Here is a 15,408-nt window from a genome sequence, read left to right as displayed (position 1 = left end):
TCAGTCTTTATTCCCAAAATACCGGTTCGCCTTCGATATGGCAAGGCTTGGGCTGATAGATGTCTTCTTTTGTTTTAAGATAGTGATGAATTCTTTCTACATTGGCTGTAAAAGCATTGCTTGCGATATCGCATCCTAAAAAGCGGCAGTTGTTTTTTATGGCTGCAATAGCTGACGATCCGCTCCCTAAAAACGGGTCGCAAACCGTAAATCCCTCTTCGGCACTTGCATAAATCATCGCTTGGAACAGCTCAACCGGTTTTTGCGTCGGATATTTCGAATGGTGAATTCGTTTAAACCTCCATACATCCGGAAAAGACCGGTTTCTAATTTTGCGGTTGTTTCCGTTCGTAGCAAAAATAATATATTCGTGCCTTCTTCTAAAATAATGCCCCATTCCCATATTGATTTTATCCCAAGTGATGATGTTTTTTACGTCAAAGTACTCTCTCATTAAATGCCCTAAGCTTAATAAAGAAAAAGAATCAAACATGATGTAAATGTGCCCTGTATCTTTTTTCAGCACCCTCTTGCACTCTTGTAAAAAGAGATGATAGTTTTCTTCACTGTCTTCAAATTCCGCAAACCATTTCCCATTTTCCGTTCCCTTTTGCTTATATTCACCGACGATTCTGCCCTTCCCGAGCTTCAGCTTGTTATTCATTCCAGAATAAGCAGGGTCTGTTACAATCAAGTCGATGCTTTCATCTTTTAAAGAATTTAAAAAGGATATGCAATCATTTAGTTCAATTTTTACTTCGAGATTGTTTCCATATTTAAACGTTCTCACAGATGCAGTTTCTGTGTCCATATCCAAACACCCTTTTAAAAATAAACGAGATAACTATTTTATCATACTATAGAAGAACGTACATTCTCAACCGATTTAGCTCGTATCTAGCATTTGGCGCAGCGACTTTCAGTGGATTGTTGTCTTGCCTATTTATTTTAATTTTCGTATTTGGGCGTTATCGCGTGCAGATTATCTGATTATGCTTATGACCTTCTCCGCATAATCCTCTGGGGACGTTATTTCCTTCTTGATCTCTGTCCAGTTTGCTCGTCCAATCAAAGTTTTCCAACCTACAGCCAAGGTATTTATCATGCACTCCAAAGCTCTCAGGTTTTTTTGTTATTTTGAAACATTTTCAGCACTCACTTTCAGATGTATGTTGCTCAATTGGCTACAGTCCTAAACTGAAGAATAACTTTCCCGGTGTTTCATTCTGTTTCATGAGGATTCAACCATTAAGCCCCTATTTATTCCATATTTAATGACTTCGTCAACGAAGAAAAAAAAATAACGGAAATAGCTAAAGAAAAAACTGCAAAAACCATAATACAATAGCAGGCAATATTCCGAAGATTATATGTAAAGCAAATGCGAAAAACCTTTTGGTAATGAAAGCAATTGCTATCGATATGGGTAGTCCATAAAAGAACACCCCAAAGCTTACAGATGAGATATCATGAGAAGATTGTGAAAAGAAGATCCTGTTTGTTGGTCAGAAAGACATGCTACTGGCGAAATAAAATCGCTATGATAAAAGTAGAAATAACAAACGTAATGAGCGCTGTTAAAAATTTTCTTTTTATATATTACTCAGCTTTCGCAGTCCAAAATCTTGTTTAAATGCTTGATGTAAATGGTTTTGGGAAGTACAAAATTATCATTTGACATTTTTTAAAACATAAAGAAAGACACCTATTCTTTTGGTAAAATATTGGTGACGAAACCAAATCCAAAAGAAAGGTGTCACCACTATGATAACGAATAAAGACTACTTTGCGCAATTACCAAAAGAAATTAAACAAGGATTTTCCGAATTAAATATTGGATATCATTTAAGAAAAGCGAATATTACGAAACTTTCCGGGTATTCTTGTCTTACTGTTTTCAAACTGATTTTTCTTTTAGTCTTCCAATATAAGAACTGGTTTCGTGCTTTTATGAGTAAACGATCTCAGGATCTGCCCGGAAAGGATACAGTCTATCGCTTTTTAAATACACCAACCTATCATTGGAGAAAGTTTCTGCTTTCATTAAGCAGTGAAATGATCCGTCTGCTTCAACCATTAACTTCAAAAGATCGTGTCACAGCTTTTGTGATTGATGATTCTGTCTTTTCAAGAAACCGTAGTAAGTCGGTTGAACTGTTGGCTAAGGTTTTTGATCACTCTACCCATCAGTACTTGAAAGGGTTTCAAATGCTTACCCTTGGCTGGACCGATAGTTTTACTTTTATTCCCGTTGATTTTGCTCTTCTAAGTTCACCGAAAAAGGAAAATCGCCTGCAAGAAATCAATACCAATATTGATAAACGAACATCTGGCTATAAGCGTCGCCAGGAAGCTCTGAAATCAAAACCGGACGTGGCTTCAGCTTTACTTGATCATGCGCTTGAAAAAGGGATTATAGCTGACTATGTTCTCATGGATTCCTGGTTTACACAAGCGCCTTTAATTGAGAAGATTACGAACAAAGGGTTATTTGTCATTGGCATGGTGAAGCAATTAAAGCAGCGATACGTTTACAATGGTGAACGTTTCACACTGAATCAACTTTACAAATTGGCAAAACCTCACATGGGTAAAAAAGACATTCTCGGATCCGTTTATGCTACTTTAGACAATGGAATTCCAGTAAAAATTCTATTTGTACGAAACCGTAATAAACGGAGCGAATGGCTTGCCATTCTCAGCACAGATACAACATTAGAAAATGAAGAGATCATTCGTATTTACGGCATGCGTTGGGACATTGAAGTCTTCTTCAAATGCAATAAATCCCTTTTAAATTTAGAGAAAGAATTCCAGGGACGTTCCTACGACATGTTAATTAGCCATACAACCATTGTTTTTACACGATATATTCTCATTGCTTGGCAAATGCGAAAAGAGGAGGATCCTAAGACGATTGGCAACCTTTTTTACATCCTTTGCGAAGATGTAAAAGACATAGATTTTATTACTGCCCTTCAATCACTTATTGACCTTTTCCAAACTTTGGCGGAAGCCGAGGTTTCTTTGAACATGGACATCTTTAAAAATCAAATGAATAAATGGTTGGCCACTATACCTAATTATATCAAGCAATGCTTAAATATTTCTGTGTGCGAAAGTTGAGTATATTAGTTATACCCCTTATTATTACTTGTAAATAATCAAATACAAATTTGATAAGTAAAAATACATAAAAAATGTTCTAATATGATTGCCTGTGTAGATGGTGAAGGAGATTAAAATGGTCATCATGGCATTTTTGGCTATTTGGTAGCAATTATATGGACCAGTATTGCGGAATATAAAATTTCATTTTGCTGTTTGTTTTTGACGAAAAGCAGCTGGAAATCAACGTAAGTTTTGTTAAGGAGGTTTGATGAAAGATTTAGTCCACGAAACAGCTTGTTGCAATCGTTGGTGTTTTAGCTTCCCTATATATTTCTACTAAAACCTTTCTTTTGGCTGTAGCTTCTCCTAATTTATTTCCAGGGTTGAATATACCGATGTGAGAGCCTCTTCAAATGATAAAAGCCTGTAGAATTCCAATAATGAATTCTGCAGGCTTTGCCCTAGCTGGATACTTTCCGTAAACCCTTCTCCTATATATTTAAATATGAAACAACGGATAGCATAAATCCCCGCTTTTTATGAATTCGCCGTTACCAACCGATTGCCGCACCGTCTCCTCTTGGATCAACCCCGCCATGTAAAAAGCTTTGGTCATCAATTAATATGGCGTTGGCATGCCCCATTATTTTATCAATAGGTTCAACAACTTTCACAAGATGGCCAGCTTTGATCATCGATTCGATCACTTCTTTTGAGATGCGGCCTTCCATCTTCAATTCTTCCGTCTCTTCTCCCCACGTTCTTCCCCACACAAACCTTGGCTCATATATTGCTTCTGCAGGGCTCATTCGATAATCAATCATTCTTGTAATGATAGCTGTTTGTGTTTGCGGCTGCCCTTCTCCTCCTTGTGTTCCGTATAAAATATACGGCTTTCCATCTTTAAAAGCCATTGCAGGCATCAGCGTGTGGAACGTTCTTTTTCTCGGCGCCAAGCAATTGACATGCGAACGATCAAGAGAAAAGAACGATCCTCTGTTTTGCATTAAAATCCCTGTGTCACCAGCAACAACACATGAACCGAATTCAAAATAAAGACTTTGTATAAAGGAAACCGCATTCCCCTCTTCATCCACGACAGCCGCATGGGCAGTGTCGTTTCCGACAGGCTGAGTCTTCACTTCGCTTGCTTTTGTCAGACTGATCGATTCGGCCAGCTTTTTCGCATATGTTTTGCTTAACAATTTATCAAGCGGAATCTGGTAGAATTCGGGATCTGTCAATACTTTGTTTCGGTCTTGAAAGCTTTTTTTCAATGATTCTGTCAAAAGGTGATAATACTGAAAAGAACCGTGCGGAATCGTTTTAAAATCAAAGTTTTCTAAAATATTTAGCGCCATTAGCCCGGCAAAGCCTTGTGAATTGGGCGGAACCTGATACATGGTATAACCGCGGTAAGTTCCGCTCAGCGGTTCGACCCAATCTCCGTGATGATCCGCAAAATCATCCTCTATTAAAATCCCGCCTTTTTCTCGAAGGCTTGATACAATGCGTTTTGTTAAACTGCCTTTGTAAAAATGATCTCTTCCTTTGTTCGCTAACTCTTTCAATGTATCCGCCAATTGCTTCTGAATAAATTTTTCATTTATGCTCGGAATTCGATGATGAGGCAGGAAAATCGATGATGTTTCCGGAAATTCTCGCAGAATTTGAACATTTTTTTGCGTGTTGACATATTGATCCTTTGAAAAAGGGAATCCATTTTCCGCATATTCGATAGCAGGCTCTAAAACCTCCGCCAATGAAAGTCTTCCGTATTCTTTTATGATGGCATCCCAACTGTCAACCATTCCCGGCACGGTGATAACACTTTGAATGCCTCGATACGGAATGGCGGGTAAACCTTCGTATTTTTCAGGCGTGGCGTTATAGCCTGACCGGCCGCTGCCGTTATACGCACGAACTGCTTGATCCTTTTTACTGTAAAACAGCCAAAAAGAATCTCCCCCGATCCCTGTCATGTGCGGATAAACGACCGCTAAGCAGGCGCTGACCGCTACCGCTGCATCGAAAGCATTTCCCCCTTTTTGCAGTATGCGGCAGCCAGCTGCCGATGCTAAATAATGCGGACTGACAACCATACTTTTCGTTCCGATCATTGATTGGCTCATATTGCTTGTTCCTCCCTCGGTTTATTGTTTTGAACGAAATCGGACATGCGATTTGAACCTTCCGTAAATAGAAATAAAACAGCGCCGATGATTAGCAAAACACCTGACAAATAAAAACCGATTTCAAGCTTGCCGGTTATATCGGCAAAATAGCCCGTAATATAAGGTGCAAAAATTGAAGAAAGCATTCCGCTGAAATTGAAAAAACCATACACTTTGGAGTACATGGATGACGGCGTAATTTCAGCCATATAAGATATTAATACGGGATCGAGCGCCAATTTTCCTAGCAGTCCGTAAAAAACTAATCCTGCTAGCAGCAAAGAATAATTTTGACAAATTGGCTAACGCTAAAAAATAATAAGCAGCTTTTTCATTTATTTGAAACATAACCGAAGAAAACAGCCTCTGCCGCAAAAAGATATTTTCCTGTGTCGATCCTTCTACCTTACAGAATATGAAGACAAAAAGATTGTTTCTTGTAATCAGACCTTTAACGATTTATCCATTTTAATTTTACGGAACATCTTTTTTTGTATATCTGGATCGAGCACAAGCGAAACAGCACAGTTTGAGCCCAAACAGCTTGCTTCTATAAAACAAAATGAAATGGAAAAAGTATTTCCACTATTGATGCCAACCGAAAAAAATTTCTTATTGCAAACCATATTATGTTCCCCTGAGTGGACATCGGCAAAACAAAGCAAAAAACGGATAACAATTCTTCCAAACTGATCAGTCATTATGTGATAAAAAACGGTAGATTTAAACCTCCTGTTAATCAATAGAAATGCCACCGACTTCAATTTCCTCCATCACATAAAATCATGATAGCCAGGATGTACGTTTTGACTCGATTTCATTATAAAAATCCATATAAAAAGGTGCTTTAATATTGTCACATTTTCTAACGATTTTTTTCGTTCCGTAAACAAATAAATATTTTCATTTTTTTATAGAAATCATAAAACATATTTTGTATACTAAAGGAAATTATAATTAGAAAATTAACTACATAACGAAATAAAGGGTGGTATGAATGGCATTCGAATACAACATTCCGAATTTAGACATAGACCATATTGATAAACAAATTTTAGAGAAGCTGCATGAAAACAGCCGGATATCGTATACCGATCTCGGAAAAGAAATCGGTTTGTCTCGAGTTGCCGTTCAGGCGAGAATAAACAACTTAATTGAAAAAGGAATTATCGAGAAATTTACGACGGTTATCAATCCGACGAAAATCGGCATTCATGTTTCCGCCTTTTTCAACGTTGAAGTGGAACCGCAATATTTAGAGGAAGTGGCAGAACAATTGGCGGAGGAGCATGCCGTTACAAGCTTGTACCATATGACTGGACCAAGCAAGCTCCATATGCATGGAATCTTCAAAAATAATCAAGAAATGGAAAATTTTTTAACAAAAAAATTGTATCCGATGCGCGGCGTCGTCAGTGTTGACTGTCAAATTCTCATTAAACGATACAAGAGCCGCATGGGAATGAAATTATAATGGATGAGGGGGAGGAACATGCAAACATCTTATAAAAATCTTATCATGGCTATGCTGAGAACCGGAATTTTTGGATTCGGAGGCGGTCCTTCCGTCATTCCGTTATTCCGTTATGAGGCCGTTTCCAGATACCATTGGGTAAAAGATGAAGAATTTGCTGAAATATTGGCCATTGCCAATACCTTGCCCGGACCGATCGCGACAAAAATGGCCGCTTACTTAGGATATAAACAAAAAGGGGCATTAGGCGCTTTTATTTGCGTTGCGGCACATATTTTGCCTACTTGTTTAGCCATGATTTTATTGTTCAAAATGGTCACAGCTTTAAGCGGTTCACCTGTTATCCACGGTATGATTTCTGCTGTTATGCCGGTGATTGCCGCCATGCTCGGGCAGATGGCTTACGAATTTTCTTCAAAGGCCGTGAAAGGATTGGGAAAATGGCTTGGCGTCCTCTTGATGATTGTCTCGTTTTGTCTGCTGCAGGTGATTTCGATTCATCCAGCTATTGTAATTCTAATGTTTTTAACATATGGAGCTTTCCATTTAAAACGGAAGAGCAGAAGCAAGGAGATGTCTGCATGAAAATCTGGATCAGTTTATTCATCGGGTTCTTTTTGGCCAACATCCTCGGTTATGGAGGAGGACCCGCTTCCATTCCGCTCATGTATGAGGAAATTGTCAATCATTACAAATGGCTGACAAATGCTGAATTTTCCAATATGCTCGCACTGGGAAATGCTTTGCCGGGGCCAATTGCAACGAAGATTGCGGCATACGTCGGTTATGATGTGTACGGCTGGTGGGGGGCTTTCATCGCCTTGTTTGCAACTGTATTTCCATCAGCTTTCGCTTTGATTCTGTTGTTAAAACTGATTCAGCGCCACCGGGAATCTTTAGTTGTGAAAGGAATGACCTTGCTTGTCCAGCCTGTTATTGCTGTCATGATGCTGCTTTTAACTTGGGAAATGATAGAAGACTCTGTCCATTCGCTCGGAATTATCCAATCGCTCATCATTGCTGCTGTATCGTTCTTTGCCTTAGAAAAATGGAAGGTTCACCCTGCCATTCTCATTATGATTTCCTTTGTTTATGGAGGAGTTGTTCTGCCCAATTTTTAAAACCGGTCTGTTTGGAGCACCAGAGAAACTGTGATTCTCAGCTTTTCGCAATACCTGAGAAAATTTTTCTGTCAAGAAATGCGCCAACTATCTTGCTTTGTTTCAATTAGAGTCGTATAATCTCTTTTTAAAAATACGAATGATTTTCTCGTATAAGTTTGGAAATACGGTCCAAACGTTTCTACCAAACTACCGTAAATAGTTTGACTACGAGAGACGATACACAACTCTCCCTGTCAAACTCAACGCGCGAGTTTACTACAGAAGGGAAAAGTGAGAATGGACAAAAACATTTTAAAGAAAAGAATCCAAGTGGCTAGCAAACAAATTCCGGCAGACATTGTGATTAAAAACGGAAAAATTGCCGATGTTTTCAATTTAGAAATTTTGCATGGAGACATCGCCATTGCGGACGGAGTGATTGCTGGAATCGGAGAATATGATGGGGTAAACATCATTGATGCCGAGAATAAATTCATCGTTCCAGGTTTCATCGACTCTCATGTCCATATTGAATCTTCGATGGTGACACCGAAGGAGTTCTCCAAAGCAGTTCTGCCCCACGGTGTGACAACCGTTATTATAGATCCGCATGAAATTGCGAATGTCGCCGGGACGAAAGGTATATCTTTTATGCTGGAGGATTCAGAAGGCTTAGATTTAGATGTGTATTGCATGCTGCCTTCCTGCGTTCCGGCGACTTCGTTTGAAAATGCCGGCGCTGTGTTAAATGATGATGAACTTGCACCTTTTTACAAGCATCCTCGGGTGCTCGGGCTTGCGGAAGTGATGGATTTCCCAGGTGTTCAAAATTTAGATGACCGCATCATTGACAAGCTTTTAACGGCATCAGCATATAAGATCGACGGACACGGCGCAGGTCTTGGCATTGAAGGAGTCAATGTTTACAGAGCGGCCGGCATTCAAACAGATCATGAATGTGTGACAAAAGAGCAAGCAAAAGACCGCCTTGCTCGCGGAATGTACGTCATGATCCGTCAAGGATCTGCTGCAAAAAATTTGCCAGAACTAATCGGCGTGGTCAATGAAAAAAATAGCCACCGCTGTCTATTTTGTACGGATGACAAGCATTTAGACGACTTAATTGCCGAGGGAAGCATTGACTACAATATTCGTCTTGCCGTCGAGCATGGACTTGATCCTCTCATAGCGATTCAAATGGCGACGATTAATGCCGCCCAATGTTTCGGACTATCGCAAAAAGGAGCGATCGCACCTGGATATAGAGCAGATCTTGTCATAGTAGATAACTTCAAAGCTTTTACGATTGAAAAAGTTTTGAAAGCCGGAAAAGTGATAGCGGAAAACGGTCAATATATAGGATCTATAGATCAACCAAAACCTTCCGTTTTATCAAGAAATTCTGTCAATCTAAACATAAACGAGGTTACAAAAGAACGGTTGGCCATTCACGTAAAAAATAACCAAAAAGCGCATGTAATAGAAATTATTCCGAATCAAATTGAAACGGTTAAAAGAATGATGGAAGTTCCGAGCGACGGTGTTTGCTTCATCCCTTCCATTGAAAAAGATTTGGCAAAACTGGCTGTACTCGAACGCCATAAAAATACTGGAAACATTGGCCTTGCCATTGTAAAAGGATTAGGCTTAATCGGCGGTGCAGTCGCCACAACCGTCGCCCACGATTCCCATAATGTGATCGTTGCCGGCACAAACGATGAGGATATGATCTGCTCCATTCAAGAGATAAAGAGAATCGGCGGTGGGCTAGTAGTTGTGAATGATGGAAAAACGCTCGCCTCTTTGCCGCTTGTGATCGGCGGATTGATGTCAGATCAAGCATATCCAATCGTCGCCCATCAACTCGATGAATTGAACAGCAGCTTGCACAAAGTGAGCAAACATCGGCATTTCAATCTCTTCCTCACGCTCTCTTTTTTAAGTTTGCCTGTCATTCCAGAGCTCAAAATTACAGATTTAGGATTATTTGACGTCACAACGTTTCAGCACATAGAAGTTGCAGCCGAGCACGGCGTTTAAATATCGTGTAAAAAATGATTGTATGGGCTGCAAAACACATAAAAAAAGAAAACTCCGGCAAGGGAGATTGGCTCATCTGCCGGAGTTTCATTTGCCTTTTTTCGCTTAGAGTTTAAATTCTTTAAGCTTGCTAAAGCTTTCCAATACGTGTCAGAAATGATTCATTCATAAATTCGCAGGAGATGTTTTTTACACGCTTGCCCGATAGCTTAACCGTTTTTTCCGCCGGACTTTATCCCGTTCCAAAATCCTTTGCTCGATCAATAGAATTCACCTTTTTGCCAGCTCGCTTCGGTCAAAATCAAACAAATTATACAGCTTGTATGCCATCATGAGCTCAAAGCGCATATCTGCATGATTTAAATCAACATTGAGTATTTCTTCAACACGTTCAATGCGATATTCAAGTGTGCTGCGGTGTATAAATAATTCTTTCGAAGCTTCGCGGTAAATCAAAAGGATTTTTGCAGCGCTTCGGTCATGGTCATACGATTAAATTCGGCAGGTTGTTTTCCTTCAACATTGTCAATGATATCTTGAATGGTGCTATGACATGATCCGATCACTTAAAAGTTTTCCTTCAACAACATCAACTAACATCCTTGTTGCCTGCTTTGTGTGTGCAAAATTTCGTCATTTTTTTTATCCATAAATGCAGATTTTCCCCAAAAAGACCATATACACGCTTCTTGCAGCTCCGCATCATTTCAGCTGCCCATCTATTCGAGAAAAACAGGATGCCTTTTAAATCGCATCATTTTTTTGAAAACCGCTCTCCTTCTCAAGAGGAAAGAAGTCCCTTATATCGTAACTTATGGTGCGGCGGAAAATGCGGCTTTCTTCACGTCATCCGCTTCACATATAATCCACTTTTTTCCGTTCTTACCCTGCTTTTATTTTTTCATAAGCTTCATCATATTTTTTCGCCAGTTCGAAATCAAGCTTTGTGAGTCCTTTCGCTCTCTGAGACGAAATTTTTACCGTGATGAACTTATAGTCAATAGAAATGAAGGGATGATGGTTTACTTCTTCAGAAATGTCCGAAATTTGCCGCACGAATTCGATTTCTTGCAAATCGTCTTGAAAGAGGTACTTTCTTGCAATCCATCGCTCTTCAAGAAGCTTCCAATCTTCCATCTCTTGTAAAAGAGATTGCACTTCTTCATCTGTTAACCGCATGACCGTTTCCTCCCGGATTTTTATAAAAAAACAGACAGCTAAAATCACAGTGCAAAAAAGATTGCCATATGAATATAAAGAGGCGAACAAACATATCAGATTTCCGTTTATTTTCTTAGAAAAAAGATTTGCTTTGAAACCGTTCCATTTCCCGATAAATACACTCGATGTCCACATGCTTCCGGAGACAATCGGCAAGCCGGTCAAATGCTTCTTCACGAATGTTTTTCATTGATGGCCGCTCATAAATCGCCGGAAGACCTTTTCTTTTTCTTATCAAATTCAAAAATGCCGTCCGAAACTCATCGTTATGAAATATACCATGAAAATACGTTCCAATTAGGAGGCTGTCTTGGCTTATGCAGCCGTCAACTCCTTCTTCCGTCGTAATAAATGGCGATACGTCCCCTTCATAAGAAGTTGTTCCCATATGAATTTCATAGCCTTCCACCGGCACATTACAATCAGCAAAGTGGGCCATCCCTGTTGTAAGAGTCGTCCTTTTCTCTTTCATCATGGCGGTGCGAATCGGGAAAAAACCGAATCCGTTTGCGCTCCCTATCGATGTTTCTACGTGATAAGGGTCTGAAATCTCCCTTCCGAGCATTTGATAACCGCCGCATATGCCGACAATGACTGATTTTTTCGCTCGATAAAGCTTTTCTATCGCATCCGCAAAGCCGGATTTTCGCAAAAGCAATAAGTCCTCAATTGTATTTTTTGTTCCCGGCAAAATGACAACATCCGGTTCTCTGAGTTCATTTGCCTCCTTTACATAGCGAACATGGCAATCCTTTTCATATAGAAACGGGTCAACATCGGTAAAGTTCGAAATGTGAGGAACATGAATAACAGCAATATCAATCTCGCTAGTTTTCTCATTTGTACGTGGAAACGTATCTAATATGACGGCGTCTTCCGCCTCAATGTTTAAATTAGAAATATATGGTACGACCCCTAAAACCGGTTTGCCTGTATACTCTTCAAACCAGCGAAGTCCCGGCTCCAGCAAGGAAATATCCCCGCGAAACTTGTTAATCACTACCCCAATTACGCGATCGCAATCTTCAGGCTCAAGCAGCTGCAATGTTCCTACTAAACTCGCAAATACACCGCCTCTATCAATGTCGCCGACAAGAATGACAGGAGCGTTTGTTAACCGGGCAATGCGCATATTGACAAGCTCGCGATCATTTAAGTTAATTTCCGCAGGGCTCCCCGCTCCTTCTATAACGATTCGCTCATATGTACTTGCCAAATGATGATACGCTTCTTTAATCACCTGCAAACCAAGTTCAAAAAATTCCTGCCGATACGCTGCTGCCTTATAATTTTGATACGGCTTACCGTTCACAACAATTTGTGAAGTGTGATCGCTCACAGGCTTGATCAAAATCGGGTTCATATCCGTCGTTGCGACCGTTCTTGCCGCCTCCGCCTGCACTCCTTGGGCGCGGCCGATTTCCTTGCCGTCAACGGTAATATACGAATTGAGTGACATATTTTGTGATTTAAACGGCGCCGTTCGATATCCGTCCTGCGCAAAAATTCGGCAAAAACCTGTCGCAATCACGCTTTTTCCCGCATCGGAATGCGTACCTTGAATCATGATGGGCAATGCTTTATTCATCTGTTTTTCTCCTCTCACAATCATTCACAAATGTTTCGCAAATTCCGAGTATGAAGCACCGCCGTATGAAAAGGCGGGCCAATAAATCAGGACTGCATGTAAATCCTTTATCTTCGAAAAAAAACACGGTGGCTATTTTTTTCATTGATCACGCCGATCAATTCAGGCAAATTTTTGGCAGCAGATCTTTGACGAATCATCACGTACATTCCACGGGAAAGTCGGTCTCTTGCTTGCTTTTTTGTCGCACATTTTTAACTCGCCCACATGATGCCAATTTCCCGACATTGCTTGCCGTTCCAACAATGATGATTCTTTTCCAACATTTTTACACGGTAACTTTTTGGTTGGATTCTACTGTTTCAACAACGATGATTTATTTCCAACTCATTCATGCTCCCTTTTCAAAAATTGATGATGACTGAAGTATTATAACATCCTTCATTTTCCGCTAGTATCATGATGCACGAGATGATCAAAAATAATTGCTATGTTGGAACAGATTCTATTTTTACATTTTCTTCTTTTAATTTTTCAAGATTTTCTACCGGCGGTCTAAAAATAATGTCCGCATCTTCTGATTGAAGCGCCATTTTTCGTGCATTGGCATCCTCGTTGAAAGCAAATGTTGCTTTTTCAAGCTTTGCTTTGCCATCCCAATACTTTTCAAATCGTTCGACCTTCAGCTCTACCCCAGGCACAAAAGAAGAAATTTTAAATGGCCCCGTACCGATTGGCCTTTTATCAATATCTTTTTCATCAACATCGACGATCGCTGTATTTGGATGTACGAGCTCTGAAGGAAATTGCGGGAATACTTCTTCCGTTTGAATCGTTAACAATTGACCATCGGCTTCCATTTTGCTGATTTTTAATGCCGCTTGAACAGATGGACTATCGTTGATTGCTCTTTCTAACGAGGCCTTCACCGCTTGAGCATCAACTTTTTTCCCATTATGGAATGTAACACCTTCTCTAATTTTAAACGTCCAGTTTTTCCCATCTTTACTTTTCCATTCTTCTGCAAGCCAAGGTTCAATTTTTTGCTGTTCACTAATTTTGACAAGCGTCTCTCCTACTCCCGCACGAACTATCGTATAGTTCGTGTCTAAATGCGGATCGAGCGTGTTGGTTGGAAAGTTAAAAAGCAATGTTAATTCTTTACTGCTCTTCTCCTTTTCTTTTGAGGAAGACTGTGAGCATCCGACAAGCAAAAAAATTGTTGTTAAAAGTATTAATATGCTTTTAAAATATCGAAACATTTTCTCACCTTCCTAAATCGTAATGATTACTATTTTTATTTTCCTATCATACATATATTCGCTATTTTTGTAAATATTATTTCGAACAAAAATAATTCAAAATCACATATTTTTGAAATGTCCATTTATTTCTCGACATTCCCACTTCAAAAAATTGATGAGTTTCTTCCAAAAATTCCATGCTGAATCACATATAAGGCAAAATTAAAAGGCATGAGTCCGGTGTAATACCGAATTCATGCCCAAACAGTTGCCTAAATTTCCGTGTCTAACTTTTTGGGTTCAGTTCAAATTTTTGAAAAAAGTTCGCTCTCTTTATTAAGCATGATAAGAGCCTTGACAGATTATGGGCCCTGCTTTTCGCTTAGTGCAAACCTCACAGCACGGTTAATCAACGCCGGCAGCACGGACACATGGCCTTCATCCTCAAATTCTTTAAATTCCACGTGAAAATTGTTTTGATCAAGTCGTAATAGTCGTTCTGCAAGCTCTTTAGCGTTCGCATTCATGCCGCTTTTATGGAATTTTTCCAATTCTCCTACAGTGATTAATAATCGTATATGATGCTTATCATTTTCTAGACTAGAGATAAATTTTTGCTCTGCATCAAGTAGAAGCGATTTATTCCAATGAATGGACGGGCTGCCTGCGATATACGTATTGAAGGCGTACGGCTTTGTAAACAATGTTTGTAATACGAAGAGGCCGCCGAGTGAATGACCAAAAATCGCTTGTCTGTCTTTATCAATTTTGAACCTGCTTTCGATCAGCGGTTTAAGCTCCCCATCAATAAATTGCAAAAACTGTTCCGCTCCGCCATATTCTGGTCTGTCTGTCCCCTCTCGTCTCGAATACAATTCCGAAGCTGGCGGAGTCAGTGTAAAATCATAATAGCGTTCAGGAGAAAACGGTTTTTCGATATGGTAACCGATGCCGACTACTAGTGCTGGAACGATTCCTGTCCTTTCGGGCCGCCTTGATTGGATACGGACTGCCTCAAACATTGTTCCGAATATAGCATTAGCATCCAAGAAATAAATAACTGGAAAGCCTGAAGGAGGAGGAGGCACATCAGGTATACCAAGCAAAATTTTGTATTGCCGATTTTCTTTTGAACGTATTAAAAATTGTTCAGTACTCGGAATGTTAACTTCTCGGCCAGCAGTATCTTTGTCCATCACATCAGCTTGTTTATCTTTTTTCCTATGCATGGTTAAACGCCTCCATATCATTGATTGATATCATCGGGGCAAAAATTACAACCCTCCAAATGAACATTTCAACCTCTTTTCCAAAGCCGACAAACATATGTATTCGCAACTGGTACTCTATTCTCTGACGGGCAAAACGGGCTCTTCCTTCATTAAAACAACCTGATGGGTAGCCGATATTTTGAATGGATCACCTTCTATGGTTCATAAGACTTTACCTAGTA

General features: G+C 39.7%; 12 protein-coding genes, 1 pseudogene and 1 riboswitch. Of the genes and pseudogenes, 5 read left to right on the top strand and 8 right to left on the bottom strand.

Annotated elements, in window-relative coordinates; translation table 11 throughout:
* Positions 1-7: 7 nt before the first annotated feature.
* Positions 8-811 (bottom strand): DNA-methyltransferase, encoded by an 804-nt coding sequence (locus NST97_RS02025; protein ID WP_341342864.1) that lies wholly within the window; start codon positions 809-811, stop codon positions 8-10.
* A gap of 953 nt (positions 812-1,764) precedes the next feature.
* Here NST97_RS02025 and NST97_RS02020 point away from each other — a divergent pair.
* On the top strand, positions 1,765-3,126 hold the full coding sequence (locus tag NST97_RS02020; protein WP_328101957.1) for an IS4 family transposase: 1,362 nt from the start codon (positions 1,765-1,767) through the stop codon (positions 3,124-3,126).
* A 536-nt stretch (positions 3,127-3,662) separates the two neighbouring features.
* Here NST97_RS02020 and ggt read toward each other — a convergent pair.
* Positions 3,663-5,243: a gamma-glutamyltransferase gene (gene ggt, locus NST97_RS02015; protein ID WP_341342863.1), complete on the bottom strand. Its 1,581-nt coding sequence runs from the start codon at positions 5,241-5,243 to the stop codon at positions 3,663-3,665.
* Positions 5,240-5,587: pseudogene (locus tag NST97_RS02010) on the bottom strand (MFS transporter); the annotation flags it as partial. The pseudogene NST97_RS02010 and the gene ggt, both read right to left, overlap by 4 nt.
* Positions 5,588-6,282: 695 nt before the next feature.
* Here NST97_RS02010 and NST97_RS02005 point away from each other — a divergent pair.
* From NST97_RS02005 to ade, 4 genes are all read left to right on the top strand, one after another.
* Entirely contained in the window at positions 6,283-6,759 is a 477-nt protein-coding gene (locus NST97_RS02005; protein WP_063388247.1) for an Lrp/AsnC family transcriptional regulator, read from the top strand.
* Between the two features lie 18 nt (positions 6,760-6,777).
* The gene (locus NST97_RS02000) at positions 6,778-7,344 is read left to right on the top strand and encodes a chromate transporter (protein ID WP_341342862.1); all 567 of its coding nucleotides are present in this window, start codon (positions 6,778-6,780) and stop codon (positions 7,342-7,344) included.
* Complete coding sequence (locus tag NST97_RS01995) at positions 7,341-7,880, top strand: chromate transporter (RefSeq protein WP_341342861.1); 540 nt, start codon at positions 7,341-7,343, stop codon at positions 7,878-7,880. Before NST97_RS02000 ends, NST97_RS01995 begins: the two co-directional genes overlap by 4 nt.
* A gap of 128 nt (positions 7,881-8,008) precedes the next feature.
* A riboswitch (purine riboswitch) is annotated at positions 8,009-8,110 on the top strand.
* Positions 8,111-8,159: 49 nt separating this feature from the next.
* Positions 8,160-9,902 carry an adenine deaminase gene (gene ade / locus NST97_RS01990; RefSeq protein WP_003352561.1) on the top strand — a complete coding sequence of 581 codons (1,743 nt, stop codon included), beginning with the start codon at positions 8,160-8,162 and terminating at the stop codon, positions 9,900-9,902.
* Positions 9,903-10,172: 270 nt separating this feature from the next.
* On the opposite strand, the gene NST97_RS01985 is transcribed toward ade, so the two are convergent.
* The 5 genes from NST97_RS01985 to NST97_RS01965 all read right to left on the bottom strand — a co-directional run bounded on the left by NST97_RS01985 (position 10,173) and on the right by NST97_RS01965 (position 15,184).
* Positions 10,173-10,358 carry a helix-turn-helix domain-containing protein gene (locus tag NST97_RS01985; RefSeq protein ID WP_063388251.1) on the bottom strand — a complete coding sequence of 62 codons (186 nt, stop codon included), beginning with the start codon at positions 10,356-10,358 and terminating at the stop codon, positions 10,173-10,175.
* Positions 10,359-10,784: 426 nt separating this feature from the next.
* On the bottom strand, positions 10,785-11,081 hold the full coding sequence (locus NST97_RS01980; RefSeq protein WP_063388252.1) for a 4a-hydroxytetrahydrobiopterin dehydratase: 297 nt from the start codon (positions 11,079-11,081) through the stop codon (positions 10,785-10,787).
* A 115-nt stretch (positions 11,082-11,196) separates the two neighbouring features.
* A complete protein-coding gene (locus NST97_RS01975; RefSeq protein WP_341342860.1) occupies positions 11,197-12,711 on the bottom strand; it encodes a cobyric acid synthase in 1,515 nt (504 codons plus the stop codon).
* 488 nt (positions 12,712-13,199) lie between these two features.
* Positions 13,200-13,973, bottom strand: a complete 774-nt coding sequence (locus tag NST97_RS01970) for an ABC transporter substrate-binding protein (RefSeq protein ID WP_341342859.1) — start codon at positions 13,971-13,973, stop codon at positions 13,200-13,202.
* A 344-nt stretch (positions 13,974-14,317) separates the two neighbouring features.
* The gene (locus NST97_RS01965; protein ID WP_341342858.1) at positions 14,318-15,184 is read right to left on the bottom strand and encodes an alpha/beta hydrolase; all 867 of its coding nucleotides are present in this window, start codon (positions 15,182-15,184) and stop codon (positions 14,318-14,320) included.
* Positions 15,185-15,408 lie beyond the last annotated feature (224 nt).

It is taken from the genome of Aeribacillus sp. FSL K6-1305, assembly GCF_038050115.1.
Classification (GTDB): domain Bacteria; phylum Bacillota; class Bacilli; order Bacillales; family Aeribacillaceae; genus Aeribacillus; species Aeribacillus composti.
This window is presented reverse-complemented; position numbering and strand designations above follow the sequence as displayed.